A 25,778-nucleotide genomic window follows, 5' to 3' on the forward strand; every position below is an offset into this window, starting at 1 on the left:
CGTCTCCCTAGCGGTTCCCGTGCTCCGCCGCGTCGTCGTGGTGCCCCTCGGAGGCCTCGTGCGCCTTCTGGTTCCGGAGCCACGCGACGATCGACCAGATGTCCTCGTCGGACAGCTCGCTCCCGAACGGCTGCATGCCGCCGTCCGCGAGCCCGGGCCGGCCGAGCTGCCGCTTCACGTCGCTGCCGCCCTTGATCATCCCGAAGTACGCCGCGTCGGGCAGGTCGCCCTTCGCGCCGAGGAACGCGTCGTCGATGAGGCTCGGCGCGACGCCCTCCTGCCCCTGCGCCTCGTCGCCGTGGCAGGCGGAGCAGCCCTGCGCGTCGAAGAGCTGGCGCCCCTTCGTGATCGCGGCGACGTCGGTCGCGACGGGGTTCTTCTCCTCGAGGTCGAGCTCGAGCCCACCCTTTCCGCCCCGGTCCACCGCCTTCCCGAGCGACAGCATGTACGCCACGATCGCGTCCATCTCGGTCTTGCCCTGGAGCGCCGCCGCGGCGCCCTCGAGGTCCGCGTCGGTGTACGGCACGCCGAGGCGCCGGAGCGTCCGCATGTGCGCGCGGAGGTCGTCCCCGTCCACCGCGGCGTCCTTCAGGAACGCGTACGCCGGCATGTTCGACCTCGGCACGACCGACTGCGGGTTCTCGAAGTGCGCCACGTGCCAGGCGGCGCTCTTCAGCCACCCCTCGAACGCGAGATCGGGGCCCGTCCGCTTCGAGCCCCACAGGAACGGGTGGTCGTAGGCGAACTCGCCGGCGAGCGAGTAGCGCCCCGACGGCTCGGCGGCGCGGTTGCCCTTGTAGCGCACCACCTCGCTCTGGAGCGGGCGGACGGTCTGCGTGTGGCAGTTCACGCAGCCCTCGCGCTGGTAGATGGCGCGCCCCGCGAGCTCGAGCGCGCCGAGCGGCACGAGGCCCTCGACCTTCGGGTGCATGTCCGAGCGCAGCATCGGGTAGGCCATCATGACGATCGAGCCCGCGAGCACGGCGAGGGTCGCGGCGATCGAGAAGGCGAGCGGCTTCGAGTAGATCTTTCCGGCCATGGTCTTCTCCGCTCCTACGCCGCCGTGACGTGGGCCGCCGGCGTCGCGGGCGCGGCCTGCCGCTCGAGCGCCCTGCCTTTACGGATGGTCATGAGGACGTTGTAGACGAAGAAGAGCATGCCGACGGTGAAGACGATCCCGGCGAGCGTGCGCGTGTGCCAGTACGGGTAGTTGCCCGCCACGGTGTCCACGAAGTTCCGGTAGACGAGCTTCCCCTGCGCGTCGGTCGCCTTCCACATCCAGCCCTGACGGATGCCGGTGATCCACATGGTGATCGAGAACAGGAGCTGGCCGACGAGGACCAGCCAGAAGTGGACGTTCGCGAGCTTCACCGAGTGGATCTCGGTCCCGTAGATCTTCGGGATGACGTAGTAGACCGACGCCGTGATCACCATCGTCACCCAGCCCATCGTGCCCATGTGCACGTGGCCGGGGACCCAGTCCGTGAAGTGGATGAGCTGCGAGACGACGCGGAGCGCCTGCGTCGGGCCCTGCACGGTCTGCAGGCCGTAGAAGGTGATGCCGAGGATGAAGAACTTGGTCAGGTAGTTCGACCGCATCTTCGACCAGTCCTGACCCACCGTGTAGTAGCCGTTCACGACCGAGCCCCAGCTCGGCGCGATGAGGAACAGGGTGAACACGATCGCGAGGGTCTGGATCCAGTCCGGCAGCGGCGTGTAGACGAGGTGGTGCGCGCCGGTCCAGAGGTACGCGAACACGAGCGACCAGAACGCCACGATCGACAGGCGGTGGCTCCAGATCGGCAGCCCGGTCGCCTTCGGGAGGAAGTAGTAGAACATCGCCAGGATCGGCGTCGTGAACACGAAGCCGACCGCGTTGTGCCCGTACCACCACTGCACGTTCGCGGAGTTCACGCCCGCGAACACCGGGTAGCTCTTCGTGAGGCTCACCGGGAGGGCGAGGTTGTTCACGAGGTAGAGGACGGCCACGGCGATGACCGTCGCGATGACGTACCAGAGCGACACGTACATCTGCTGCTCGCGCCGCTTCAGCACCGTCCCGAAGACGTTCACGGCGAACATCACCCACAGGACGACGATCGCGACGTCGAGCGGCCACTCGAGCTCCGCGTACTCGAGCGACTGCGTGTACCCCGCCATGAGCGAGAGCGCCGCGAGCGCGATGCCGGCATTGAAGAGCCAGAGCTGGACGCGCGCGAGCCGGGGGAACAGGAGCGGCCGCTTGCAGAGCCGCATCACGATCCAGTAGCTCAGCCCGAAGATCGCGCCGACGCCCAGCCCGAACGCGAGGCCGTTCGTGTGCACGGGCCGCAGCCGGCCGAAGGTGAGGTACGGCGGGAAGTTCGCGGCGGGCAGCCACATCTGCACCGAGATGAGCAGCCCGATGAGGATGCCGACGACCCCCCAGAAGATGGCCGAGAGGATGAACCCCTGGACCGTCCGGTGGTCGTAGCGATACTCGTTCATGTGCACGTCCCCTGTGGGTTGATCGCGCGCAAGAATACAGGACCTCCCGGCCGCCGAGTAGAGGCTCGTTGCGCACCCGTTAGGGCCAGCAATTCTCCGCAAGACGCAATGATTTCGCGTTGATGGCTTACCCTTGCGCCAGCAGGTCCGCTGACGCAAATGCTGCGGCAAGTTGCCGCCCTTGATGGGAGTCAGCGTCCGATGACAGCGGCACCGGCCAGGCGGAAGCCCCCGCGGCCTGCGCCGGCGGGAACGTGGACGCCCGGCGAGCGCTCGGGCCTAGGCGCCGCGCACGTCCACCCGGTTGTCGTAGAACGTCGAGCCGCCCGCGGCGTCGGTGAGCCGCTGCGCGGTGAGCGCGTTCACGTTCCGCGCACCCGGCGCGTGCGCGAGCCACCACACGCCCTCGGCGACCGCGATCCCGTCGGGCAGGCCGGGCGTGACGCGGAGCGCGAAGGTCGCCTCGCCGAGGCCGTTCCAGGCGACCACCGCGGCGCCGTCCGCGAGGCCGCGCGCGGACGCCTCGGCGGGCGAGAGCCTGAGGCTCATGCCGCCGTTGCGCTCGCGAAGCTCGGGCCGCTCCATGAACGTCGAGTTCAGCGTGTGGATCGCGGGCGCGGTGACGAGCCGGAGCGGTAGGCCCCGCTCCTCGTGGGTCGGGAGGTGCCGCGGCAACGGCTCGGCGAGCGCGTCGTTCCGGAGCTCGATCTTCCCGGAGCGGGTGCGCCAGCGCGGCCCGGCCGGCGGCCGGAGCATCACCGCGCGCCCGGCGGCGAGCCGCTCGAGGTCGAGCCCCGCGCGCCAGGACGGGGAGAGCCGCTCCAGCACCGCGTCGATGAGGGCGTCCTCCGTCATCCGGAACACCGGCTCCTCGAAGCCCATCGCGGCGGCGAGGAGGCGGAACACCTCCCAGTTCGCCTTCGCCTCTCCGGGCGGCGGCACGACCGGCTGCGCCCGCTGCAGGCAGTACTGGCCGTAGGAGCGGTACAGGTCGGCGTGCTCGAGCGAGTACGTGGCCGGGAGCACGACGTCGGCGAAGCGCGCGGTGTCGGTCATGAACCGCTCGTGCACGACGAGGAACAGGTCCTCGCGCGCGAGCCCGGCGAGCACCGCGTTCTGATCCGGGGCGACCGCGGCCGGGTTCGCCGCGTAGACCATCATCGAGCGGATCGGCGGATCGCGGAGCTCCGCGAGCGCCGCGCCGAGCTGGTTCATGTTCACGACGCGGGTGGGCCTCGGCAGGAGGTCCTCCCGCGTCACCGGCGACAGGTCGAGCGCCTGGGACGAGCTCGCGTCGGCGAAGCAGCCCCCGCCCTTCCTCCCGAACGCGCCCAGCACCGCCGCGAGCGAGACGATGCAGCGGACCGTCATCGCGCCGTTCGCGTACCGCGAGAGCCCGCTCCCCACCCGGAGGAACGGCGCCCGCGCGCGCGCCAGCGCCCGCGCGAGCTCCTCGATCTCAGCCGGCGCGAGGCCGGTCAGCCGGCTCACCGCCTCCGGCGGGTACTCGGCGAGCGCCCGCGCGCGCAGCTCCGGCCACCCGACCGCCTCGGCCGCGAGGAACGCCTCGTCCGCGAGGCCCTCGCGCGCGAGGACGTGGACGAGCCCGAGCGCCAGCGCGCCGTCGGACCCGGGCCGGACGAGGATCGTCCGGTCCGCCACCGCCGCGGTCTCGCTCGGCCACACCTCGACGAGCAGCACCCTCGCGCCCCGGCGCCGCGCCTCCTTCACGCGCTGGACGAAGTGCAGGTTCGTCGCGACCGCGTGGATGCCCCACAGGACGACGAGGTCGGAGTCGAGCACCTCGTCCGGATCCGGGCCGGCGGTCGCGCCCATCACCTGGCTCCAGCCGGCGCCCTTCGCGGGAGAGCAGATGGTCCGGTCGAGCCGCGACGCGCCGAGCCGGTGGAAGAACGCGTGCCCCGCGTTCCGCTGCACGACACCCATCGTCCCCGCGTACGAGTAGGGGAGGATCGCCTCGCTGCCGTGCTCGCGGGCGAGGTCCTTCCAGCGCGCGGCGACGAGCTGGATCGCCTCCTCCCAGCTCGCGCGCCGGAACCGGCCCTCCCCCTTCGCGCCGGTGCGGACGAGCGGGTGGAGCAGCCGATCGGGCGAGCCCACGCTCCGCTCGTAGCCGTTCATCTTCGGGCACAGCGTGCCCTGGCTGTACGGGTGCTCCGGGTCGCCGCGCACCTTCACTGCACGTCCATCCTCGACCTGGACGAGGAGCCCGCAGGCGTCGGGGCAGTCGAACGGGCAGACGGAGCGGAGCGCGGTCATCCCCGGAGGATAACAAAAGGGCGAGGCCGGCTCCCGCCGGCCCCGCCCCAAGGCCCCTCCCGCTGCGGCGCCTCAGAAGCGCCGGGACAGGAGTCCCATCGTCACCTTGTTGCTCTGGTCCCTGCCGCGGTTCAGCGTGAGCGACTGGCCGTCGTGGACCGGTGTCCGCGCCGCGTAGGTCGTGTCGGAGGCCGACGCGGCGTCGACGATGCCCCACACCAGGCCGGCGCCGAGGCCGATCACGGCGCCCCACGCGAGCGTGCGGCCCCAGTCGTAGTTGTCGTCACCCTGGATCCCCATGTTGTAGAGGATCACGCCTCCCGACACGGCCGAGCCGACGAGCCCGCCGGCGATCGTGTCCTTTAGGACGATGCCCGCGGTGCTGTGCCGCCGCTCGACTCGCACCACCTCGTCGGCGTGCGCCACCCCGAACCCGAGCAGCGTCGCCGCCACCACCAGCGCCTTGGCAATCCTCATCCGTTCCCCCCCTTTGTCGTTCCCCCGGGCCCCTCCGGCCCGTCCTTCCGGGCCTCCCCGGCCCGTCCTCGTAAAAAACTGTAAGGACGCCCCTCCGAGAGCGACAAGGGACCCCAGCGCACGCACGCACGCACCGGGGGCGCACGGCGCCGGGAGGGATTGACGGGCGCCCGGCCGCATGGTTCCGTCCGCCGGCGATGCGCGCGCTCGTGACCGGTGCCGGCGGGTTCCTCGGGTCGGCGCTCGTGCGCCGGCTCGCCGCGCGCGGCGAGCGCGTGCGCGCCCTCGTCCGCGCGACGGCTCCCGCCCTCGAGGCCCTCCCCGGCGTCGACGTCCTCTTCGGAGACGCGACGAGCCCGGCGTCGCTGCGCGCCGCGGTGCGCGGCTGCGACGTCGTGTTCCACCTCGCGGGCGTCCGCCGCGCGACGGCTCCCGACGAGTTCCTGCGGGTGAACGCGGGCTCGACCCGGCTGGCGCTCGACGCCTGCCTCGCCGAGGCGCAGGGCCTCTCGCGCTTCGTGCTCGCGGGCTCGATCGCCGCGGCGGGCCCCTCGCGGACGCCCCGCGGCGAGGACGAGCCGCTCGAGCCCGTGGAGCCCTACGGCGCGTCGAAGGCGGAGGCGGAGCGGATCGCCTTCGCCTACGCCGATCGCCTGCCGGTGGCGGTCGCCCGGCCGCCGCGGATCATGGGGCCGGGCGATCGCGAGAACCTCTTCCTGTTCCGGCTGGCGCGTGCTGGGCTGGCGATCGGTCTCCGCGGCCCGGAGCGGCCGCTCTCCTGGATCGACGTGGACGACTGCGCGCGCGGGATGATCCTGCTCGCCGAGAAGCCGGAGGCCGCCGGGGAGGCGTTCTTCCTCGCCTCCCCGGTCACCACCGACGCGCTCTCGATCCAGCTCGAGGCCGCGCGCGCGCTCGGCGTCCGCGCGCGGACCGTGAAGGTGCCCCCCGCGGCGGTGCGCGGCGCCGCGGCGCTCGCAGAGCTCGTCACGAGCACGACCGGTCGCCGCCTCCCGCTGAACCGCAAGCTCGCGGCGCAGGCCCTCGCGCCGGGCTGGGTGTGCGATCCTGGGAAGGCGCGCGCCCGGCTCGGCTTCGAGGCGAGGACGCCGCTCTCCGACTCGATCGCCCGCGCCGCCGCCTGGTACCGCGCCCGCGGGTGGCTCTGACGCATCACGGCGCGGCACCGCACCGAGGGGCCCCTCGCCGCGCTTGCCAAGCCGCACCACGACAGTCTACAGAGGCTCACCTATGGCGGGAACGGAGAGGGCCGCCTTCTTCGACGTGGACGGGACGCTCGTGCGCACGAACATCGTGCACGCGTTCGCGTTCTACGCGATGAACCAGGGCTCCATCCTCGGCACGGCCTGGCAGACCGCCCGGACGGTGCTGTCGCTGCCGCTCTTCGCGGCGGCGGACCGGATGAACCGGAAGCTCTTCAACGAGGTCTTCTACCGGTACTACTCCGGCCAGAGCGAGGACCGCCTGGAGACGCTCGCCGGGGAGCTCTTCGAGGACGTGCTCCGGCCGGCGATCTTCCCCGGCACGCCGCGCCTCATCGACGAGACGCGCCGCGCCGGCTGCCGGGTGGTCCTCGTGACCGGCGCCCTCGACTTCACGGTGCGGCGCCTCGCCGAGCACCTCGGGGCCGACGACCTCATCGCGAACCGGATGCGGTTCGTGCAGGGCGTCGCCACCGGCCGCGTCATCCCGCCCATCATCGAGGGCGCGCACAAGGCGCTCGCGATGCGCGACTACTGCGTGCGCGAGGGGCTGGCGCTCGAGAAGAGCTTCGCGTACTCCGACTCCTTCTCCGACTACCCGATGCTCGCCGTCGTGGGCCACCCCGCCGCGGTGAACCCCGACGTGCGGCTCGCGCGCGTCGCGCGGGCCTACCAGTGGCCCATCCTCAGGACCACGGAGGCGTGACGCATGCGTGACCCGAAGAGCCTCGCGCGGTTCTACGAGACGACCGAGCAGATCGTCACCATCGACAAGGACTCGCCCCCGCGCGTCCTCTTCTCCGGCGAGGACCTGCTCGTCGAGGACCTGCCCGTCGGCACCCGCGTCATCTACCCGAAGCCGCCGCTCGAGGGGCTGCCGAACGTGAAGGCGGCGATCCGGAGCGCGATCAACCGGCCGGAGGGCTGCGATCCGCTGCACGCGCTCCTGCGCCCCGGGATGCGGGTGACGATCGCCATCGATGACATCTCGCTCCCCCTGCCCCCGATGCGGACGCCCGACGTCCGCCAGCAGGTGCTCGAGGTGATCCTGCCGCTCCTCGCGGAGTCCGGCGTCGACGACGTCCACCTCGTCATCGCGATCGCCCTCCACCGCCGCATGACCGAGGCGGAGATGCGGCGGATGGTGGGCGACCAGATCTTCGACGCCTACTACCCCGACCGCTACTACAACCACGACGCCGAGGACCCCGACGGCTGCGTCGTCCTCGGCACCACCGCGCACGGCGAGAAGGTCATCGTGAACCGCCGCGCGGCGGAGTCGGACCTGCTCATCTACGTGAACCTGAACCTCGTCCCCATGGACGGCGGCCACAAGTCGGTCTCGACCGGGCTCACGAACTACGAGGGCGTGAAGGCGCACCACACGCCGCACCACATCCGCAAGAGCCACTCGTACATGGACCCGGAGCGCTCCGAGATGCACCGCTCCGTGGACCGGATCGGCCGCTACGTCGACGAGCACCTCCAGGTCTTCCACATCGAGACGACCATCAACAACCGGATGTTCGACGGGCCGCTCGAGTTCCTCATGAAGAAGGAGGAGGACTACACCGAGCTCGATCGGCTCAAGCTCGCGGGTATGCGCGCGACCCTGAAGCGGCTCCCGCCCGTGGCGAAGCGCAAGATCTTCCAGGCCGTGCCGGCGCCGTACGACGTGATCGCCGTGCACGCGGGCCTGACCGAGCCCACGCACGCGAAGATCCTCGAGAAGAGCTGGGCGCAGTACGCCGTGGACGTGGACTTCCAGGCGGACGTGCTCATCTACGGCATCCCGTACGTCTCGCCGTACAACGTGAACTCGATCCTGAACCCGCTGCTCGTCCAGGTCATGGCCTGCGGGTACTTCTTCAACTTCTACCGGGGCAAGCCGCTCGTGAAGAAGGGCGGCACGCTCATCGTCACGCACCCGTGCTCGGACTCGTTCGACCCCGAGCACCACCCGAGCTACATCGAGTTCTTCCACCGGCTCCTGCCGGAGACCCGCGACGCGCAGGTGCTCGAGGCGCGCTACGAGCGCGAGCTCGCCGAGAACCCGACCTACGTCCACATGTACCGGACCGGCCACGCGTACCACGGGGCGCACCCGTTCTTCATGTGGTACTGGGGCGAGAACGGGCGCCAGCACGTCGGCAAGGTGATCGCCGCGGGGGCGGACAACGCGCACGTGCCGCGCATGATGGGCTGGGACCACGCGGAGACGCTCTCGGAGGCCATCGACATGGCGCGCGCGATCCACGGCCGCAGCGCGTCCATCGCGCTCCTCCACCACCCGCCGATCGTCATGACGCAGAACCTCGGATGAGCGAGCGCCGCGACAGATCCCGCCCCGCGCACCAGCACCCGGGCCCGCGCCCGGGCGCCGGCCGCACCGCCTCGACCGCCGCCGACCCCCTCGACGTCGGCCGCGCGCTCGCCGGGCGCAAGATCCTCGTCACCGGCGCGACCGGCTTCGTGGGCAAGGTCGCGCTCTCGATGCTCCTCGACCGGTACCCCGACGTCGGCCGGGTCTTCGTGCTCGTCCGCCCCGGGACCGGCGGCACCGCCGAGGCCCGCTTCTTCGACAAGGTCGCCCCGAGCCGCCCGTTCGACACGCTGCGCGCGCGCCACGGGGCCGGCTTCGAGGCCTTCCTCCGCGAGAAGTGCGTGCCGCTCGCCGGCGACGTGACCGATCCGCTCCTCGGCCTCTCCGAGGCGGACCTCGCGCGCCTGGAGGGGCTCGACGCGGTCGTGAACAGCGCCGGCCTCGTCGACTTCGACCCCTCGCTCGAGCTCGCGCTCGCCGTGAACGTCCGCGGGCCGCGGAGCGCGGTCGAGCTCTGCCGGACCACCGGCGCGGCGCTCCTGCACGTGTCCACCTGCTTCGTCGCGGGGAACCGCGACGGCGTCGTCCACGAGGACGAGGAGCTCCCGGGCTACTTCCCGCGCCGCGAGGGCGTCGAGGGCCGGCCGAAGGCGGGCGCCCTCGCCGCCGCCGACTTCGACGTGGACGGCGAGCTCGCCGACGCCACGCGGCGCATCGAGGAGCTCCGCGCGCGCGCCGACGACCGCGTGCTCCAGTCCGAGTTCCGCGATCGCGCGCTGGAGCGGCTCCGCGCCGAGGGGCGCGCGGGCGACGAGAAGGCCCTGCGGCTCGCCGTCGGCCGCGAGAGGCGGCTGTGGCTGTCCGGGCAGCTCGTCGAGGCGGGCATGACCCGCGCCCGCCACTGGGGCTGGCCCAACACGTACACCTACACGAAGTCGCTCGGCGAGCAGGTCATCGCCGCGAGCGCGCTCGGAGGCGCCCGGGGCGAGCGGGTGGTCTGGTCGATCGTCCGGCCGTCGATCGTCGAGAGCGCGCTCCGCTTCCCGTTCCCCGGCTGGAACGAGGGGTTCACGACGAGCGCGCCGCTCGCCTTCATGGCGCTCAAGGGGCACCGCAGCTTCCCCGCCGCGGAGAAGGCGATCCTGGACGTCGTGCCGGTCGATCTCGTCGCGGCGGCGATGATCGCGGCGACCGCCGAGCTCGTGGAGCGCCGCGACGCCTCGCGGGCGTCCGGGGCCCGGGAGCTCCCGGAGGGCCGCGTCTACCACCTCGCCTCGGGCGACGTGAACCCCCTCTGGGCGCGGCGCGCGGTCGAGCTCACGGCGCTCTACCGGCGCCGCTTCTTCCGCGAGCGCGAGGAGGGGAACCGCACCTGGAACCGGCTCCTCTCCCGGCTCGAGCCCTACTCCGTCTCGCGCGCCCACTACGAGGCGGCGAGCGCGCCCGCGATCTCCGCGCTCGCCCGCGGGGCGAAGCGGCTCCTCCTGGAGGCGTCGCCGCGCTGGGGCGCGCCGCGGCTCACGGCGCTCGCCGAGGGGGCCGCCGAGAGCCTCGACGAGCTCGGCGCCCGGCTCGAGAAGACGAAGGCCATGTGGGACCTCTACATGCCGTTCGTCTGGGACAACCGCTACGTCTTCCGCTGCGCCGCGATCCGCGCGCTGTACGCGCGGCTCGGCGACGCGGACCGCGCGCGCGTGCCGTGGGATCCGGAGGCGCTCGACTGGCGGCGCTACTGGCTCGACGTGCACATGAAGGGCATGGAGGAGTGGGTGTTCCCGGGCCTCGAGGAGGAGTCCGGCAAGCGCGTCCACGCCCCCAAGGCCCACCGCGACCTGCTCGAGCTCCTCGACGCCGGGTGCGAGCGCTGGAAGGACCGCGCCGCGCTGCGGATGCAGGGCGCCGCCAAGACGCGGGTCACGTACGGCGAGCTGCGGCGGGGCGCCGGCGCGGTCGCCGCGTTCCTGCACGCGGCCGGGGTCGCGAAGGGCGACCGCGTGCTGCTCGCGAGCGAGAACCGGCCCGAGTGGGCGATCGCCTACTTCGGGATCCTCCGCGCCGGCGCGGCGGCGGTCCCGGTGGATCCGCAGCTCACCGAGCGCGAGCTCGCGAACCTCTGGCGGACCGCCGGAGCGCGCCTCGCGCTCCTCTCCGACGACGCCGCCGAGCGCAGCCCCGGCCTCGCGGCGCTCGCCGCCGCGGCGGTGCCCGGCGCGCGCACCGCGCTCCTCGGGGAGGCGCTCGCGGGCGGCCCCCCCGGCGCGGGCGCGCCGCCCGTGAAGATCGGCCCGGACGACCTCGCCTCGCTCATCTTCACGAGCGGGACGACCGGCACGCCCAAGGGCGTCATGCTCTCGCACCGCAACTTCGCGAGCCTCGTCGCGAAGCTCGTCGGCACGTTCGAGCTCGGCCCGGGCGACGGCATGCTGTCCGTGCTCCCGCTGCACCACACCTTCGAGTTCACCTGCGGGCTGCTCGTGCCGCTCTCGCGCGGCGCGGAGATCGAGTACCTCGACGAGCTCACCTCGGACCGCATCTCCGAGGCGCTCTCCGCCGGGCGCGTGACGGCGATGATCGGGGTGCCGGCGCTCTGGTCGCTCCTCCACCGCCGCATCACGCAGGAGCTCGCGGCGAAGCCCGGCGTGGTCGAGGCCGCGTTCCGCGCGCTCATGAAGGGCAACGCCGCGCTGCGCGACTCCGAGCTCGGGGTGAACCTCGGCAAGCTCCTCTTCTGGCCGGTGCACCGCCGCTTCGGCGGCCGCCTGCGCCTGCTCGTGTCGGGCGGCTCCGCGCTCGATCCCGAGGTCCAGAAGGCGTTCCGCGAGCTCGGCTTCGACCTGTACGAGGGCTACGGGCTCACGGAGGCGGCGCCGGTCCTCGCGGTGTCGCAGCCCGAGGAGGAGGCGCCGAAGGGGAGCGTCGGTCCGGCGCTGCCCGGCGTCGAGCTCAGGATCTCCGAGCCGGACGCGGACGGCGTCGGCGAGGTGCTCGCCCGCGGGCCGAACGTCATGCTCGGCTACTGGCGCGGCGGCGAGCACGCCGGCGTCGATCCCGAGCTCACCGGCCAGGTGCTCGAGGGCGGCTGGCTGCGGACCGGCGACCTCGGCAAGCTCGACGCGAACGGCAACCTCACCCTCGTCGGGCGCAAGAAGGACGTCATCATCGACGCCAACGGGAAGAACGTCTACCCGGACGAGGTCGAGGACGCCTACCGCGAGCCGGAGCTCGTGAAGGAGCTGTGCGTCGTGGGGCTCCCCGACGGCACGGGCGAGAAGGTCGCGCTCATCGTCGTGCCCGAGTACGGCGAGGACGATCGCGAGGAGGTGCGCGCCCGCCTCGAGGCCCACGTGCGCGCGGTGTCGGCGTCCCTCCCGTTCGCGAAGCGCGCGAAGGTCTGGCACGTCGTGGACGGCGAGCTGCCGAAGACGGCGACGCGGAAGGTGAAGCGCGGCCTCGTGCGCGAGGAGCTGCTCCGGCTCGAGACGGCCGCGCAGAAGGGGCGGCGCGCGCGGGAGTCGGCGAAGGACCGCGGCGCGGGCGAGGGCTGGCTCCTCGATCTCCTCGCCGAGGTCTCGCGCCGCCCGCGGGCCGAGGTGACGCACGAGTCGCACCTCGCGACCGATCTCGGCTTCGACAGCCTGATGCTCACCGAGCTCACCGCCGCGCTGGAGGAGGCGGGCGTGCCCGCGTCCGCCGCCGAGCACCTGCAGGACGTCCAGACCGCGGGCGAGCTCGCGCGCGTCGTCTCGGCGGCGGTCCACCGCCACGCGCCGGAGCCGGAGCGCGCCGCCCCGCCGCCGCCCGCCGGCGACGCGGAGATCGCGGTGCCGGCGGCGCTGGCGAAGCTCGGTCGTCGCCTGCTCGGGCTCGGCCAGCGCGCCCTCTACCACGGGCTCTACGAGGCGAAGGTCGTCGGCGCCGCGAACATCCCGCACGATCGCAACGTGCTCGTCGTCGCGAACCACGCGAGCCACCTCGACATGGGGCTCGTCAAGATCGCGCTCGGCGAGGAGGGCCGGCGCCTCGCCGCGCTCGCCGCGCGGGACTACTTCTTCGACACCCGCGTGAAGCGCGCCTACTTCGAGAACTTCACGAACCTCATCCCGATGGAGCGCGAGGGCTCGCTCAAGGCGAGCCTCAAGGCCGCGGCCGAGGCGCTCCGCCGCGGGTACCACCTCCTCATCTTCCCCGAGGGGACGCGCACCCGCGACGGCGCGCTGCGGCCGTTCTTCCCGACCGCGGGCTACCTCGCGCTGCAGTGCAACGTGGACGTGCTGCCGCTCCACCTCGACGGCACCTTCGAGGCGCTGCCGCCGGGCAAGAGCGTCCCGCGCAACGCCGAGCTCGAGGTGCGCATCGGCCGCCCCATCGCCGTCGAGGAGCTGCGCCAGCGCATCGCCGGCCTGCCGCGGAGCGAGGGGTACAAGGTCGCGACGCGGGTGATCGAGGACGCCGTCCGCGCCCTGCGGGAGGCGGCGAAGGGCGAGCGGAAGGCCTCGACCGGCGGCGCGACCGCGACCTCGACCGGCGGCGCGACCGCGACCTCGATCGCCAAGGCGACCGCGACGCCGACGCCGGCGCCGGCCCCCGCCTCCCCCGCCACTCCGACTCCGACCCCGAGCTCGACCCCGCACGCCACCCAGACCGGCGCCGCGACCGCCACGCGTACCCGCGCCCGGCGGCGGAAGGACGAGCCATGAACGTCCTCGTCACCGGCGCGACCGGGTTCCTCGGCTCGGCCCTCGTGCCGCTCCTCGCCGGAGAGGGCCACCGGCTGCGGCTCCTGCAGCGCTCCGCCCCGCCGGACGCGGAGCGGATCGGCGCGGAGGTGGTGCGCGCCTCCCTCGCGGACGAGGGCGCCGTGCGGGAGGCGGTCCGCGGCGTCGACGCCGTGTACCACCTCGCCGGCCAGGTGGACTTCGATCCGGCCGAGCCGCGCGCGCTCTACGACCTGCACGTCCAGGGCACGCGCCGGCTCCTCGAGGCCTGCGTCGCGGCCGGGGTGAAGCGGGTCGTGCTCGCCTCCTCCTCGGGCACCATCGCGGTCTCGCGCGAGGAGCGCGTCGCCACCGAGGCGGACCACCACCCCATCGCCGTGGTCGCGGGCTGGCCGTACTACCTGTCCAAGATCTACCAGGAGAAGGCCGCGCTCCGGATCCACGCGGAGACGGGGCTGCCGCTCGTCGTGCTGAACCCGTCGCTCCTGCTCGGGCCCGGCGACGCGCGCCTCTCCTCGACCGACGTCGTGTTCAAGTTCATGGAGCGGCGCATCCCCGCGATGCCCTCGGGCGGCCTCTCGTTCGTGGACGTGCGCGACGCGGCGCGCGCGTTCAGCGCCGCGCTCACGCGGGGGCGGCCCGGCGAGCGCTACCTGCTCGGCGGCGCCAACATGACGTTCCGCGACTTCTTCGGCCGGCTCGAGCGGCTCACCGGCGTCGCGGCCCCGCGCGTGCGGCTCCCGTCCGACCTGAACCTCGCCGGCGCGCGGCTCCTCGAGAAGTTCCACGCCTGGCGCGGCAGCGAGACGCCGCTCGATCCGCGATCCGTCGAGATGGGCGAGCACTTCTGGTACTGCGCGTCCGGCAAGGCCGAGGCGGAGCTCGGCTTCTCCGCGCGCGACGCGCAGGAGACGCTGTTCGACACGGTCCGCTGGCTCGAGGAGCACGTGCGCAACCGGCAGCGGCCCCGCACCGTCGCGGACCTCGCCGGCTCCTCGCGGTCCCCGCGCTGATCGCTACATCGTCCCGCCCGACACGTCGCGCACCTTCCGCACCGCCGCGACGCCGCATGGCTCGCCGCACGCCGCGCACACCTCGTAGGTGAGCTCCTTCACGACGAGCACGTCGGGGTGCCCCTCCGCCGGCGCGATGCGCGCGCCGCACTGCGGGCAAGCGAGCTCCGCCACGCGCTCCCGGCGCGCGAGCACCTGCGAGCGGCGCTGCTCCGGCGCGCAGCGGCTGCACTCGACGCCGTACGTCCAGCCGGTCTCCTGCCGCGGCTCGATCTCGTCGAGGTCGACGCCGCAGTACTGGCAGATCTCGGTCGCCACGCCCCTCGTCTAACGCGCCGCCTGCGTCCCGGCAGCCCCCGTCACCCGGGCGCCCTGCGTGGGCGGCGCGGACCGTACCGGTGAGGCAGGAGCACGTCAGCGACACCGGATGGCGCCGCCGCGGCAGAGCGGGGCGCACAGACCGCAGCCGACGCAACGCGCGGGGTCGATCGACATCGCCTCGCCCCCTGGGTCGGAGAGCGCGACGCAGCCGAGGCCGAGGCAGGCGCCGCAGCGGTTGCAGCGAGCCGGCTCGATCGCGAGCGGCGGGCTTGCCTCCTCGCGGCGCGCGCACTCTGCGAGCGCGACGAGCGCCGCGGGGCGGACGCTCGCGAGCGCCTCTGCCACGAGCCGCTCGGCGTCCTGCGCGCCCGACCCGGCGGGAAGGCGAACGACGCGCGCGCCCGCCGCGGCGAGCGCGGACTCCACGGCGGCGGCGCGGTGCGGCCCGCGATCGGCGACGACGAGCAGCGCGAGGTCGCGGGCCTCCGCGACGAGCGCCCCGGGACGGACGAGGGCCTCGACCGCGCCCGCCATCCGCGCGACGCGGCCGGGCGGCGCGTCCGGCTCGCCCGCGGCCGGAGGCTCGCAGCCGAGACCGCCGCGAACGGCGAGCCCCGCGCGGCGAAGCGCTCGCAGGAGCGCGAGCTGCCTGCAGCCGGCGCACGCCGGGTCCTCGAGCGGGCGGCCCCGCGCCGCGATCCTGCGGCGCGGCGCGTTCGCACCGCTCGGCTCCGCGCCATCGCCGATCCCTCGGAGCACCTCGCGCACCCTCCCCTGTCCTCGACGCTCGCCTGCCGGGACGAACGTACACGCCTCGCGTGAGCTTCGCAGCGCGCCGCGGAGGGATCGGCCTGTCCCGGGCCCTGCGCGGCGGGGCCCGCCGTTCACCGCGCGAAAACACGAAGGGCCCGAAACCTGAGCGGCTTCGAGCCCTTCGGAGAGAGGCACCGCCCGGATTCGAACCGGGGAATAAAGGTTTTGCAGACCTTTGCCTTACCACTTGGCGACGGTGCCGTACCGAGGCGCCCTTTGTAGCGGAGGGCCGGGACGGCGTCAACGCGCGGAGCGCCCGGCTGGCGGGCCGGCGTGCGGCTGCGCGCGCACCTCCGCGCGCGCCACGACGATGCCCCGCGCGCGGAGCGTCTCGAGGAGCCCGGGCAGCTCGGCGGCGGCGGCGCGCTGCAGCACGGCGTCGGGCCGGAGCACGAGCTCGAGGCCGCCGGCGCCGCGCCGGAGATCGACCGAGAGCGCGCGACCGAGCGACAGGGACAGGGGCTCGCCCTCGCGGACGCGCGCGGCCTCGATCGCGGCAGGCAGCGTGCGCACGATCGCGCGCAGGTCCGCCACCCCCTCGATGCGCGCGGGCTGGAGCTGCGCCACCGGCGCGGGCGGAGGCCGCGTCAGCCGCTCCGCCTCGAAGGCGTCCGCGCGCCGCTCGCGCAGCACGGTGCCCGCGTGATCCGCGCTCGCGCGTCGCGCGCGCAGGCTCCGGGGTGCGCCGGCGCGCTCGTCGACGCCGGCGACTGCAGGCGACCGGTGCGGAGCCCGGATGCCTCGGCGGGCGTTGCGGAGCACCTCGTCGAACCGCTGCGCAATGGCGCCTCTCGAGCCGCCCTCCGCCCTGCCCTTCTCGGTCACCTTCATCGTGGATCTCCCCGGCGCGGCCCCGCGCGCGAGCGCGCGAGAGTGCACGGTCGGTGCCGGGAGCAGCGCGCGGGGCGTGAGGGTTTCTCGGGCCCGAAGGTCCGCCGCGCGGACCCGCCGGACTCGGGCGCGGTCGGGTGTTGGCTCGCGCGCCTCAGCTCCGGTAGTCCGCGTTCTCGGTCACGTACTCGTGCGTCAGATCGGCCCCCAGGACCGCGCACGCCGCGCTCCCCATGCCGAGGTCGATCCCGATCTCCACCCGCCGCTCGTGCGGCGGGTAGTCGATCGGCGGCCGGAAGAGCCCGTCCGCGGACGGACGCGTCGCGTACAGCTCCGCCGACTTCATGTGGGCGACGAGCCGCTCCTCCTTCGCGGGGTCGAGCCGCATCGCGCCGCCCTCGAGCACGAGGTCGTCGCCCACGCGCATCGTGACGCGCGCGGGGTCGAGCGGGATCCCGGAGGCGCCCGCCTGCTTGCCGACGGCGCAGAGGAGCCGCCCCACGTTGGGATCGTTCCCGTTCACCGCCGCCTTGAGCAGCGGCGAGTTCACCACCGACTTGGCGATCGCGCGCGCCTCCTCGAACGTGCGCGCGCCGGTGACGCTCGCGCGGATCACGTGGTGGACGCCCTCCCCGTTCCGCACCACGTCCTCGGCGAGGTCGCCGCACACCTGCGCGAGCGCGGCGGCGAGCGCGCCGGGCGGCGGGGCCGCCTTCTTGCGGGAGGAGACGATCACGACGGTGTCGGAGGTGCTCGTGTCCGTGTCGACGGAGATGCAGTTGAACGTCACCTCGACGGCGGCGTCGAGCGCGGCGCGCAGCGTGTCGCGCGGCACGTCCACGTCGGTGAGCAGGTAGACGAGCATGGTCGCGAGGTTCGGCTCGATCATGCCCGCGCCCTTGGCGATGCCCACGAGCGTCCCTTCCCCGAGCGGCGCGCGCCGCACCTTGGGGTAGAGGTCGGTCGTCGTGATCGCCTCGGCGGCCGGGAGGATCGTGCCGGACTGGAGCGCGGAGGCGGCCTCGGGGAGCGCCGCGATCATCCGCTCGACGGGGAGCTGCCAGCCGATGACCCCGGTGGACGAAGGCAGCACCTCCTCGGGCGCGATCCCGATGAGTCGCGCCGCCTCGGCGCCGACGCGCTCCGCCGCCTCGATCCCGCCCGGCGCGCAGACATTGGCGATCTTGGTGTTCACCACGATGCCGCCCAGCGTCGGCCCGTCGAGGCGGCGCTTGCCCACGATCACCGGCGCGCCGGGGAATGCGTTCCGGGTGAACTTCGCGGCGAACGCGGGGGTCGGGCGGTCGAGCGCCACGAGCGTGAGCTTCATCCGGCCGGGCTTCGGCGCCTCGACCGGGACGAACTCGAAGCTCGTGGTCCCGATGCAGAAGCCCTCGGGCAGGGCCGACTGCGCCTCGAGCCAGGCGCGGTGCTCGGCGCGGCTCGCGAAGGTGAGCGAGGTGGACGGCATGGCCGCCTTTTCGCCCTTCCGCCCCCCGCCGTCAACGGGCCCCGACGCCGAGGGCCGCCTCCGCGCCGCCACCCCCGCCCGCGCCTTGCGCCGGCGGAGGTCGCGGCGTACGCACCGGCCCATGGCCCGCCCCGCCGCCGTGATCTTCGACGTCATCGAGACGCTCTTCCCGCTCGATCCCCTGCGCCTGCGCCTCGCCGCCCTGGGGCTCGCTCCCCTCGACCTCGACACCTGGTTCACGCGGATCCTTCGGGACGCGTTCGCGCTCGACGCGAGCGGCTCGTTCCGGCCCTTCCGCGAGATCGCCGGCGGCGCGCTCGAGGTGCTCCTCGCCCAGCGGAGCCGCCCGGTGGAGCGCGCGGCCGTCGAGGACGTCCTCGACGGCTTCAAGACGCTCGACCCCGCGCCGGACGTCGCGCCCGCGTTCCGCAGGCTCGCCGGCGCGGGCGTGCCCATCGCGACCCTCTCGAACGGCGGCGTGGAGGCGACGCGCGGGCTGCTCGACCGCGCAGGCCTCCTCGATCACGTCGCGCGCGTCATGGGCGTCGACGAGATCCGCCGCTACAAGCCGGGCCGCGAGATCTACCTGCACGCCGCGCGCACCCTCGGGCAGCCGCCGGAGCGGCTCGCGCTCGTCGCGGTGCACGCGTGGGACGTCGAGGGGGCCCAGCGCGCCGGGCTGGTGGGGGGCTGGTGCGCGCGGCTGGAGCGGCGCTTCCACCCGGCCATGGGCCCACCCGCCGTGCAGGGCGAGGACCTGGTGGCGGTGGTGGACGCCCTCCTCGCGCGGTGAAGGCCGCGCCCGCCCGTGCCGCCTCTCCCGAGGCGCCGGGAGCGGACCTTCGCGCCTGCGGCGAAGTCGCCCCCCCGATCGCCCGGGGCTATGATGCCGGCCGTGTCCACCGTCAACCCGCTCGCGCGGGAGATCTCGGCGAAGATCGTCTATTACGGCCCCGGCCTGTCCGGGAAGACGACGAGCCTCCACCAGATCTACGAGAGCGTCCGCCCGGAGACGCGCGGCCAGCTCGTGTCGCTCTCGACGGAGGGTGATCGCACCCTCTTCTTCGACTTCCTGCCCCTCAAGATCGAGCAGGTGCGGGGGCTCACGCTCAGGCTCCAGATCTACACGGTGCCGGGCCAGGTGTTCTACGACGCGACCCGCAAGCTCGTGCTGAACGGCGCCGACGGGGTCGTGTTCGTGGCGGACTCCCAGCCGGCGGCGCGGGACACGAACGCGGAGTCCATCGACAACCTCGCCACGAACCTCGGCGAGCTCGGCATCTCCCTCGCCGAGTTCCCCCACGTGCTCCAGTACAACAAGCGCGATCTCCCCGGCGCGCTGCCGGTGGAGGACCTCCGCGCCGCCCTGAACCGCCACGGCGCGCCCGAGGTCGAGAGCATCGCGAGCCGCGGCGTCGGGGTCTTCGCCGGGCTGAAGGAGATCACCCGCCTCGTGGTGAAGGACCTGCGCTCGCGCCAGCCCGCGCGCCGCGCGACGCCGCGGCCGCTCGAGCTCTCCGGCGGCGGGTCGGAGCTCGCCTCCCAGCTCTCCGCGGCGGCCGAGGCCTCCGGGCCGGCCGATCCGGCGGCGCTCGCCCCGGTGTCCTTCGCGCGGCTCTTCCCGGGAGAGGGCGCGGCGATCGCCGCCACCGAGCACGCGCTGCGCGAGCGGACCTACGGCGAGGCCGCGCGCATCGCCGCGGACGGCGTGGCCGCGGTGCTGGCGCGGGTGCCCGCGGAGGACGGGCGGGCCGCGCGGCTCGGGCTCGACCCGCACGAGCTGCTCCGGCTCGCGCGCATCGCGGCGATGCCGGACGCGGCGGTCACCGAGCGGGACGCGCTCTTCGCGCTCTACGTCCTCGTCGCCGCGAAGGTGAAGGCAGCGGCCCGGGCCGCCGGCCGCTAGCATCGGCTACAGCGAGAAGAGCGCCCGCGCCGTGACGGCGAGGTGGAGCCCCGCCGCGACCACCACGAGCGCGTGGAAGATCTCGTGGTACCCGAACACGCGCGGGAACGGATCCGGACGCCGCGTCGCGTAGACCACCGCGCCCAGGCTGTAGGCGATCCCGCCGGCGCCGAGCAGCGCGATCGCGCCCGGGCCGAGGCGCGCCACGAGCGCGGGCATCACCGGGAGGATCACCCAGCCGAGCAGCACGTAGATCACCGCGATGAGGGGCTTCGGCGCGCGGACCCACAGGATCGACTGGAGGATGCCGAGCGCCGCCCCGCCCCACGCGATCGCGAGGAGCGCCTCGCCGCGCGCGCCGCCGAGGACCAGGCAGAACGGCGTGTACGTTCCGGCGATGAGGAGGAAGATCGCCGAGTGATCGAGCCGTCGCATCCAGCGCCGCGCGCGCGGCGGCCAGGTCGGCCGGTGGTAGAGCGCGCTCACGGCGAACAGGGTGAAGAGGCTCGCCCCGTAGACGTTCGCGGCGGCGCGGGCGCGCGCCGACGGCGAGACGAGCGCGAGCGCGATCCACGCGGCGAGCGCGACGAACGCGGCGATCTCGTGGGACACGCCGCGCAGGAGCGGCTTCTCTGCGGCGCGCGGAGCGTCGTGCGAGGCGGTGTCGATCATGGTGTGCCCTCCAGAGCGGTTGGATCCTGCCATCGGAGGGTCACGCCCCTGTCACGGCGCGCGCGTGACGCCCTGCGCGCTCGCGTCGGATCGCCGAGCTCCCTCGCCCCGCGCCTCAGGCCTCGCGCAGCTCGACGAGCCCGAGCCGGACGAGCTTGCGGAGCGCCTTCAGCGTCTCGACCTCCCGCAGCGGGCTCGCGAGCGCGATGCTCGCGACGTCCCACTTGCCGTTCAGGCGGCCCGCGACCTCGCGGTCCGTCGGGCCGAGCCGCCGCGCCGCCGGCCCGTCGAGCGCCGCGGGCCCGGCCAGGAGGACGGGGACCGCGACCGGGGACAGCTCCGCGTAGAGCACGGCGACCTGCTCGCGCTCGGCCTCGCGCAGGAGCGCGCGGACGCGCCTGTCGGAAGGATCCGCGGCGAGCAGGCTCCGGAACACGATGCCCGCCTCGTCGAACTGGCGCGCGTCGACGAGCAGCTGTGCCTTCGCCACCAGTGACGCCACCGGGTCCGGGTGCGCGGACACGCCCTCGACGCGCGCGAGGCCGAGGGCGCGGAGCGTCTCGATCCGGCGGAGCACCGCGGCGCGCGAGAGGGCCAGCGCGAGGCGCGCCTCGGCGATCGACGCGCGGCGCCGCGCCGCCTCCAGCAGCGCGCGCTGCCCCGGCGTGCGCGGGCGTGCGGCGCCCTCCTCCGCGACGAGCGCGGCCGTGTCCGACGGGTAGCGCCGGTCGAGCTCGGGCCACTCGTCGAGCCGCCGCAGGCCCTCGAGCGCCATCTGGCCGAGCCCCACGTCGAGGCGGACCCCGTCCTCGAAGCCGCCGGCGTCCACGATGAGCGTGAACCGGCCCCCTGGTGGCGCGAGGAAGAGATCGACGATCCGGTCGGCGCACGCCTCCGGCCAGAGCGACTCCGGCGGCTCCGAGTGCGACCAGCGGGCGAGCGTGCCGAGCGCCGACGGCTCGGACGGTGGGCGCGCCGCCGCGACGATGCGGCGGTCGACGACGTGCAGCCAGAACGGCGTCCCCTCGCCCGCGTCGAGCTCGACGATCCCCGAGCGCCTGCTCTGATCGAGCCACTGGAACAGCTCGGCGAGGGGAAAGGTCGCGAGGTCTCCCTGCAGCATGGCCCGATTGTGACCGCGCCGGGCCGCGCGCGCCAGATCGCGCCCCCCGTCCGAGCGTGGGAGGTCTCACCCGGAGTGCTGCCCCCGGCGCCCCGGCTTGGCGGACCGTGTCGCTCGGGCCAGCTTTTCTTGCGCGTGCGTGCCGGAGGGCCCGTCGGCCCGGCGTCCGGGCGGGCGCGCGGGAGACGGCGGATGGCCGGGATGCGGCGTTGGGCGGCGGTGCTCGCGGCGGCTGCGCTGACCGCGTGCGGCGGCGGCGGAGGCGGCGGCACCAAGACCCCGGCCGACACGGGCGGCGGCGGCACCGGCGGCGACACGGGGGGCGGGACCGGAGGCGGCACGGGAGGTGGCGGCGGCGGAGGCGGTGCCCCGGCGGTGAAGGCGCCGGTCGTCGTCGGCGCCTTCCGGTTCTGGGGCGCCGAGCAGGGGCTCCCGGCCAAGGTGAGCGACGTCTCCGCGGACGAGGCCGGCAACGTCTACGTCGCGGGCGGCGACGCCGCCGTCTACGCGAAGTCCCGCGCCGCCCAGGACTTCAAGCGCTTCGACGCGGACGCCGCCGGGCTGACGAAGAACTGCCACGACGCGGCGCAGATCGCGAACGCGACCCCGTCCGATCCCGCCGTCACGTGCCCGGTCATCTCGGTCGCGGGCTCGACGCCGAACAAGGCGATCATCGGCTTCAAGGGCGTCGGCACCGACGGCGACACGGACGCCGACTGGGCGGTCGACTCCGGGGGCGCCGACGTCGTCACGTTCGACGGCACGACGCTCGCGCGCGAGCGGCACGTCCGGATCGCGACGCCCCCGGGCTACGTGTGCGAGTTCTTCGTGGAGGGCTCGAACGACACCCAGTGCTACGGCTGGGATCCGTTCATGCTCGGCGGCCGCCGGAAGCTGCGTCAGGTGCAGCGCATCGTCGTGAACCACGACAAGGGCCGCTCGCTCTCGTACGGCGACGCGCTCCTGGGCGGCACGCACGCCACGATCTCGATCCTCGTCGCGAACCCCGACGCGCGCGGCCTCCAGGACCTCACCCGCGGCGACCCGGCCTGGGAGGACGCGAAGGGCGTGTTCGAGCACGAGCACCCCGCGATCTACGCGCACGGCGAGTTCCTCACCGGCGAGGCGTGGGCGCTCGCGTTCGACCCCACCACGAACGTGCCCTGGTACGCGAACCAGTTCCGCACGGCGAGCCTCCCCGGCTACGCCTCGATGCGGCGGCCGGAGCTGTCGCAGAACTTCCACGGCCCGTGGTGGGGGAACCAGTCGCCGCCCAGCCCCTACCTCTGGATCTGGAGCTCGGACGCGGATCCGGCGGACGCCACGAAGCGCGACAGCGTGCAGTCGATCTCGTTCTGCGACGACGGGACGATGTGGGTCGGCTCGGACGCGCACGGCCTCGCCTTCCTGCGCAAGGGCGCCTCCACCTTCAGCACCGTCGGCGTCCCCGCCGGCGCGGGCGGCGCGCTCGCCGTCGCGTGCGATCCGTCCGACGGCTCGGTGTGGGTGGGGTTCGCCTGGGGCGGCTTCGGGCGCTACCGGAACGGCGCGTGGGTGCAGGACCTCCCCCCGGACTCGGTGCCGGCCTTCGCGCGGGGGCCCGTGCGGTCGATCCAGATCGACCGCTGGGCGAGCCCTCGCGTGGTGTACATGGCCCACCTCGAGTCGAGGTTCGGGCCGGGTGCCGTGACCGCCTACGACGGTCCGTGACGGGACGGCGCGAGCCCCGACCGGATCGTGCCTGAACCGCGGCGGTTCCCGACCACGGGTGGTGATCGGGGACCGCCAGCGGGGTTCAGGCGTAGTCCCGCTCGATCACCTCGCCCGGGCGCGGCTCCCCGACGAGCAGCCCGAGCGCGTCCATGAGGATCCACTTCTGGAGCGCGGTGTCGGACGGGCGTCCGAGCGAGTGGCCCACCACGAAGCCGCGGGGGCAGAGCGCGCGCGGAGGCCGCGCCTGCCGCGTCTCCTCCGGCTCGACCGTCACGACGACGGTCGGGATGCCCACGAGCTCGATCATCCGCTGCACGGTGACCACCGTGCGGTGGCAGAGGCGTCAGCCGCCGGTGAGGAGCACGGCGCCGGGGCGCTCGCGGTCCACCTCGCGCACGAGCGCGGGGATGGTCTTCTCGCGCAGCTCGCGGAGCGCCTGGCTGAAGCCGAGCGAGAAGTGGCGCTCGGTGAGGCCGCCCACCCGCCCCTCGCGCGCGAGCTCGCGCACCCGGTCGATGGGGAACACGCAGTTGAGATCGCGATCCACGCAGGCGTGGTCGTAGTGCGTGTCGTCGTAGCGGAGGTCCTTCGCCTCCGCGTCTCCCCCGATGACGCGCCAGGTGGCGTCGCCGTCGGTGACGAACGGCACGTCGCTCGCGAGCCGGACCCCGGCCGTCGAGACGATGCAGATCGCGGCGTCCTCGAGCTTCCCCTGGAACGGCGTGAACGGCACGCAGTAACGGGACAGCTCGAGCGGCTTCGGCTCGGCTCCTTGCGGCATCCGCCCTCCGCTACTTCAGCTTGTCGAGCGCCGCCATGATCTTGTCGGTGGGGGGCTGCTCGCCGATGTCGTGGATGTCGATGTAGGCAACCTTCCCCTGCTTGTCGACGACGAAGATCGCGCGCTCGCAGATGCCGTTCTCGCCGCGGAGGACGCCGTAGAGGGCCGCCACGTAGCCGTGCGGCCAGTGATCGGACAGGAGCGGGAACGACAGCCCGCCCATCGACTTCGCCCACGCCTCGTTGGTGTGGACCTGATCCGTGCTGATGCCCAGGACCTGGGCATTCCGCCGCTCGAACTCGGAGAGATCCTCCTCGTACGAGGGCATCTGGACGGTTCAGACGGGGGTGTAGGCGGCCGGGTAGAACGCCAGCACCACGTTCTTCTTGCCACGATAGTCGGAGAGCCGGATCTTCCGCTTCGTGTCGCCTTTACCCGCAGTGCTGCCGGTCGCCATCAGCTCGAAGTCGGGCGCCTCGTCGCCGACCTCCAGCCGCCAGACGGCCTTTGGCTTCGCTGCCATTCGAGTCCTCCTTTGGTCGTGGGACAAAAAGACACTAGTAACCGCGTCACTCAGCGTCGAGGACGCCCGGGGGGCACCCCGAAAAGGACAATGAGCACGCGGGGTCACTTTGCTAAGGGTTTCGCATGGATCTCCTGACGCGATTCGCTGGCAACGTGCGCCGCCTGCGGGCCAAGAAGAAGCTTTCCCAGAAGGCGCTGGCCGACAAGGTCGGGATCTCCGTCTCGTACGTCTCGATGCTCGAGCGCGGGCAGCGCTCTCCACCGCTGGAGACCATCGAGAAGATGGCCAAGGCGCTGGGCGTGCCGCCCGCAAACCTGCTCGGCAAGTGAGCCGCGCCCGACGGAGCACCGGTCTCGACGACGCGGGCGCCGCGGCGTCGAGCGTGGCCGCGCCGCGTTCACGCCAAGTGATTCCTTCCCGCAGCGCGACGCGCCTCAACGCCCGAGCGTAGGCTCGCCGCGCCGCCACTCGGCGGGCACCCGCTCGCGCGTCCTCAGCGCCTCGAGCACGCGCAGGATCTCCGAGGGCGAGCGGCCCACCTCCAGGTTGTGGAACGCGGCGTACTGGACGATTCCCTCGGGGTCCACGAGGAACGTGGCGCGCGCCGCCACGCCGGCGCGCTCGAGGAAGGCGCCGTAGGCGCGGCTCATCGCGCCCGCCGGGTCGGCCGCGAGCGGGAAGGCGACGGGGCCGAGCACCTCGCGGATCCAGCGCTGGTGCGTCTCCACGTCGTCCACCGAGACGGCGAGGACCTCGGCGCGGAGCTCCGAGAGCTCGCGCGCGCGGCGCGACAGCTCGAGCAGCTCCGTCGGACACACGGGGGTGAAGTCGCGCGGGTAGAAGACCAGCACGAGCCAGCGGCCGGCGTAGTCGCCGAGCGCCACCTCGCGCACCTCGCCTGGCGAAGTCCGATGGCGGCCGCGGCCCTGAAGTCCGGCGCCGGATCGAGGATGATGCTCAAGGCCCGCTCCTCTCCTCCGCGCTCGATAGCCGCGCCCCCGCGCTCCGTCAACCGCGCGCCCGCCGGGGCGCCCGAGCGGGCCGGGGACCCGGCGCGCCGCCGTGCGGGCCGCGCGCTCCTGCCGCGCGAGCCCCCGCACGCC

22 protein-coding genes and 1 tRNA gene are annotated in these 25,778 nt (G+C 73.8%); 9 read left to right on the forward strand and 14 right to left on the reverse strand.

The window, feature by feature from the left end; genetic code table 11:
- Window positions 1-7 precede the first annotated feature (7 nt).
- From MNZ29_RS06295 to MNZ29_RS06310, 4 genes are all read right to left on the reverse strand, one after another.
- On the reverse strand, window positions 8-1,039 hold the full coding sequence (locus MNZ29_RS06295) for a cbb3-type cytochrome c oxidase subunit II (protein ID WP_242336004.1): 1,032 nt from the start codon (window positions 1,037-1,039) through the stop codon (window positions 8-10).
- A gap of 14 nt (window positions 1,040-1,053) precedes the next feature.
- Entirely contained in the window at window positions 1,054-2,487 is a 1,434-nt protein-coding gene (locus MNZ29_RS06300) for a cbb3-type cytochrome c oxidase subunit I (protein ID WP_242336007.1), read from the reverse strand.
- A 279-nt stretch (window positions 2,488-2,766) separates the two neighbouring features.
- A complete protein-coding gene (locus MNZ29_RS06305; protein WP_242336010.1) occupies window positions 2,767-4,767 on the reverse strand; it encodes a molybdopterin oxidoreductase family protein in 2,001 nt (666 codons plus the stop codon).
- A gap of 72 nt (window positions 4,768-4,839) precedes the next feature.
- On the reverse strand, window positions 4,840-5,244 hold the full coding sequence (locus MNZ29_RS06310) for a hypothetical protein (protein ID WP_242336013.1): 405 nt from the start codon (window positions 5,242-5,244) through the stop codon (window positions 4,840-4,842).
- A gap of 197 nt (window positions 5,245-5,441) precedes the next feature.
- Here MNZ29_RS06310 and MNZ29_RS06315 point away from each other — a divergent pair, with 197 nt between their 5' ends.
- The 5 genes from MNZ29_RS06315 (at window position 5,442) to MNZ29_RS06335 (ending at window position 14,518) form a co-directional block, all read left to right on the forward strand.
- Window positions 5,442-6,413: an NAD(P)-dependent oxidoreductase gene (locus tag MNZ29_RS06315; RefSeq protein WP_242336014.1), complete on the forward strand. Its 972-nt coding sequence runs from the start codon at window positions 5,442-5,444 to the stop codon at window positions 6,411-6,413.
- An 82-nt stretch (window positions 6,414-6,495) separates the two neighbouring features.
- Window positions 6,496-7,173: an HAD family phosphatase gene (locus MNZ29_RS06320; RefSeq protein ID WP_242336017.1), complete on the forward strand. Its 678-nt coding sequence runs from the start codon at window positions 6,496-6,498 to the stop codon at window positions 7,171-7,173.
- A gap of 3 nt (window positions 7,174-7,176) precedes the next feature.
- The gene (locus MNZ29_RS06325; protein ID WP_242336020.1) at window positions 7,177-8,790 is read left to right on the forward strand and encodes a lactate racemase domain-containing protein; all 1,614 of its coding nucleotides are present in this window, start codon (window positions 7,177-7,179) and stop codon (window positions 8,788-8,790) included.
- Window positions 8,787-13,487, forward strand: coding sequence for an AMP-binding protein (locus tag MNZ29_RS06330; RefSeq protein WP_242336023.1), 4,701 nt, complete (start codon window positions 8,787-8,789; stop codon window positions 13,485-13,487). Before MNZ29_RS06325 ends, MNZ29_RS06330 begins: the two co-directional genes overlap by 4 nt.
- Complete coding sequence (locus MNZ29_RS06335) at window positions 13,484-14,518, forward strand: NAD-dependent epimerase/dehydratase family protein (RefSeq protein WP_242336026.1); 1,035 nt, start codon at window positions 13,484-13,486, stop codon at window positions 14,516-14,518. Before MNZ29_RS06330 ends, MNZ29_RS06335 begins: the two co-directional genes overlap by 4 nt.
- Window positions 14,519-14,521: 3 nt before the next feature.
- Here MNZ29_RS06335 and MNZ29_RS06340 read toward each other — a convergent pair whose 3' ends face one another.
- From MNZ29_RS06340 to MNZ29_RS06360, 5 genes are all read right to left on the reverse strand, one after another.
- A complete protein-coding gene (locus MNZ29_RS06340) occupies window positions 14,522-14,836 on the reverse strand; it encodes a hypothetical protein (RefSeq protein ID WP_242336029.1) in 315 nt (104 codons plus the stop codon).
- 96 nt (window positions 14,837-14,932) lie between these two features.
- Entirely contained in the window at window positions 14,933-15,607 is a 675-nt protein-coding gene (locus MNZ29_RS06345) for a 4Fe-4S binding protein (RefSeq protein WP_242353833.1), read from the reverse strand.
- Window positions 15,608-15,781: 174 nt separating this feature from the next.
- Window positions 15,782-15,853: transfer RNA gene (locus MNZ29_RS06350), tRNA-Cys, on the reverse strand.
- Window positions 15,854-15,892: 39 nt separating this feature from the next.
- Window positions 15,893-16,483, reverse strand: a complete 591-nt coding sequence (locus MNZ29_RS06355) for a hypothetical protein (RefSeq protein ID WP_242336036.1) — start codon at window positions 16,481-16,483, stop codon at window positions 15,893-15,895.
- Window positions 16,484-16,637: 154 nt separating this feature from the next.
- A complete protein-coding gene (locus MNZ29_RS06360; RefSeq protein WP_242336039.1) occupies window positions 16,638-17,954 on the reverse strand; it encodes a bifunctional ornithine acetyltransferase/N-acetylglutamate synthase in 1,317 nt (438 codons plus the stop codon).
- A 121-nt stretch (window positions 17,955-18,075) separates the two neighbouring features.
- Here MNZ29_RS06360 and MNZ29_RS06365 point away from each other — a divergent pair, with 121 nt between their 5' ends.
- Complete coding sequence (locus tag MNZ29_RS06365) at window positions 18,076-18,747, forward strand: HAD family hydrolase (RefSeq protein WP_242336042.1); 672 nt, start codon at window positions 18,076-18,078, stop codon at window positions 18,745-18,747.
- Window positions 18,748-18,849: 102 nt separating this feature from the next.
- Window positions 18,850-19,860, forward strand: a complete 1,011-nt coding sequence (locus MNZ29_RS06370) for an ATP/GTP-binding protein (protein WP_242336045.1) — start codon at window positions 18,850-18,852, stop codon at window positions 19,858-19,860.
- Between the two features lie 6 nt (window positions 19,861-19,866).
- Here MNZ29_RS06370 and MNZ29_RS06375 read toward each other — a convergent pair whose 3' ends face one another.
- Both MNZ29_RS06375 and MNZ29_RS06380 read right to left on the reverse strand, forming a co-directional pair.
- Window positions 19,867-20,532 (reverse strand): hemolysin III family protein, encoded by a 666-nt coding sequence (locus MNZ29_RS06375; RefSeq protein ID WP_242336048.1) that lies wholly within the window; start codon window positions 20,530-20,532, stop codon window positions 19,867-19,869.
- Window positions 20,533-20,647: 115 nt separating this feature from the next.
- Entirely contained in the window at window positions 20,648-21,655 is a 1,008-nt protein-coding gene (locus MNZ29_RS06380) for a DUF4388 domain-containing protein (RefSeq protein ID WP_242336052.1), read from the reverse strand.
- Between the two features lie 201 nt (window positions 21,656-21,856).
- Between MNZ29_RS06380 and MNZ29_RS06385 the strand changes: the two genes are divergently transcribed.
- Window positions 21,857-23,365 (forward strand): hypothetical protein, encoded by a 1,509-nt coding sequence (locus MNZ29_RS06385; protein WP_242336055.1) that lies wholly within the window; start codon window positions 21,857-21,859, stop codon window positions 23,363-23,365.
- A gap of 85 nt (window positions 23,366-23,450) precedes the next feature.
- Here the strand turns inward: MNZ29_RS06385 and MNZ29_RS24335 are convergent, their stop codons facing one another.
- A complete protein-coding gene (locus tag MNZ29_RS24335) occupies window positions 23,451-24,149 on the reverse strand; it encodes a selenoprotein B (RefSeq protein WP_243337394.1) in 699 nt (232 codons plus the stop codon).
- A gap of 10 nt (window positions 24,150-24,159) precedes the next feature.
- Window positions 24,160-24,672, reverse strand: a complete 513-nt coding sequence (locus MNZ29_RS06400) for a peroxiredoxin (protein WP_242336061.1) — start codon at window positions 24,670-24,672, stop codon at window positions 24,160-24,162.
- A gap of 125 nt (window positions 24,673-24,797) precedes the next feature.
- On the opposite strand from MNZ29_RS06400, the gene MNZ29_RS06405 reads away from it, so the two are divergent.
- Window positions 24,798-25,004, forward strand: coding sequence for a helix-turn-helix domain-containing protein (locus MNZ29_RS06405; protein ID WP_011985507.1), 207 nt, complete (start codon window positions 24,798-24,800; stop codon window positions 25,002-25,004).
- Between the two features lie 105 nt (window positions 25,005-25,109).
- Here MNZ29_RS06405 and MNZ29_RS06410 read toward each other — a convergent pair whose 3' ends face one another.
- Window positions 25,110-25,559, reverse strand: a complete 450-nt coding sequence (locus MNZ29_RS06410; RefSeq protein WP_242336064.1) for a peroxiredoxin — start codon at window positions 25,557-25,559, stop codon at window positions 25,110-25,112.
- Window positions 25,560-25,778 lie beyond the last annotated feature (219 nt).

This window comes from Anaeromyxobacter sp. SG64, from assembly GCF_022690745.1.
Lineage (GTDB): Bacteria > Myxococcota > Myxococcia > Myxococcales > Anaeromyxobacteraceae > Anaeromyxobacter > Anaeromyxobacter soli.

Coding starts and splice junctions, on each gene's coding strand:
- MNZ29_RS06295 (WP_242336004.1), bottom strand. CDS start 1,039: ATGGCCGGAAAGATCTACTCGAAGCCGCTCGCCTTCTCGATCGCCGCG.
- MNZ29_RS06300 (WP_242336007.1), bottom strand. CDS start 2,487: ATGAACGAGTATCGCTACGACCACCGGACGGTCCAGGGGTTCATCCTC.
- MNZ29_RS06305 (WP_242336010.1), bottom strand. CDS start 4,767: ATGACCGCGCTCCGCTCCGTCTGCCCGTTCGACTGCCCCGACGCCTGC.
- MNZ29_RS06310 (WP_242336013.1), bottom strand. CDS start 5,244: ATGAGGATTGCCAAGGCGCTGGTGGTGGCGGCGACGCTGCTCGGGTTC.
- MNZ29_RS06315 (WP_242336014.1), top strand. CDS start 5,442: ATGCGCGCGCTCGTGACCGGTGCCGGCGGGTTCCTCGGGTCGGCGCTC.
- MNZ29_RS06320 (WP_242336017.1), top strand. CDS start 6,496: ATGGCGGGAACGGAGAGGGCCGCCTTCTTCGACGTGGACGGGACGCTC.
- MNZ29_RS06325 (WP_242336020.1), top strand. CDS start 7,177: ATGCGTGACCCGAAGAGCCTCGCGCGGTTCTACGAGACGACCGAGCAG.
- MNZ29_RS06330 (WP_242336023.1), top strand. CDS start 8,787: ATGAGCGAGCGCCGCGACAGATCCCGCCCCGCGCACCAGCACCCGGGC.
- MNZ29_RS06335 (WP_242336026.1), top strand. CDS start 13,484: ATGAACGTCCTCGTCACCGGCGCGACCGGGTTCCTCGGCTCGGCCCTC.
- MNZ29_RS06355 (WP_242336036.1), bottom strand. CDS start 16,483: ATGAAGGTGACCGAGAAGGGCAGGGCGGAGGGCGGCTCGAGAGGCGCC.
- MNZ29_RS06360 (WP_242336039.1), bottom strand. CDS start 17,954: ATGCCGTCCACCTCGCTCACCTTCGCGAGCCGCGCCGAGCACCGCGCC.
- MNZ29_RS06365 (WP_242336042.1), top strand. CDS start 18,076: ATGGCCCGCCCCGCCGCCGTGATCTTCGACGTCATCGAGACGCTCTTC.
- MNZ29_RS06375 (WP_242336048.1), bottom strand. CDS start 20,532: ATGATCGACACCGCCTCGCACGACGCTCCGCGCGCCGCAGAGAAGCCG.
- MNZ29_RS06380 (WP_242336052.1), bottom strand. CDS start 21,655: ATGCTGCAGGGAGACCTCGCGACCTTTCCCCTCGCCGAGCTGTTCCAG.
- MNZ29_RS06385 (WP_242336055.1), top strand. CDS start 21,857: ATGCGGCGTTGGGCGGCGGTGCTCGCGGCGGCTGCGCTGACCGCGTGC.
- MNZ29_RS06405 (WP_011985507.1), top strand. CDS start 24,798: ATGGATCTCCTGACGCGATTCGCTGGCAACGTGCGCCGCCTGCGGGCC.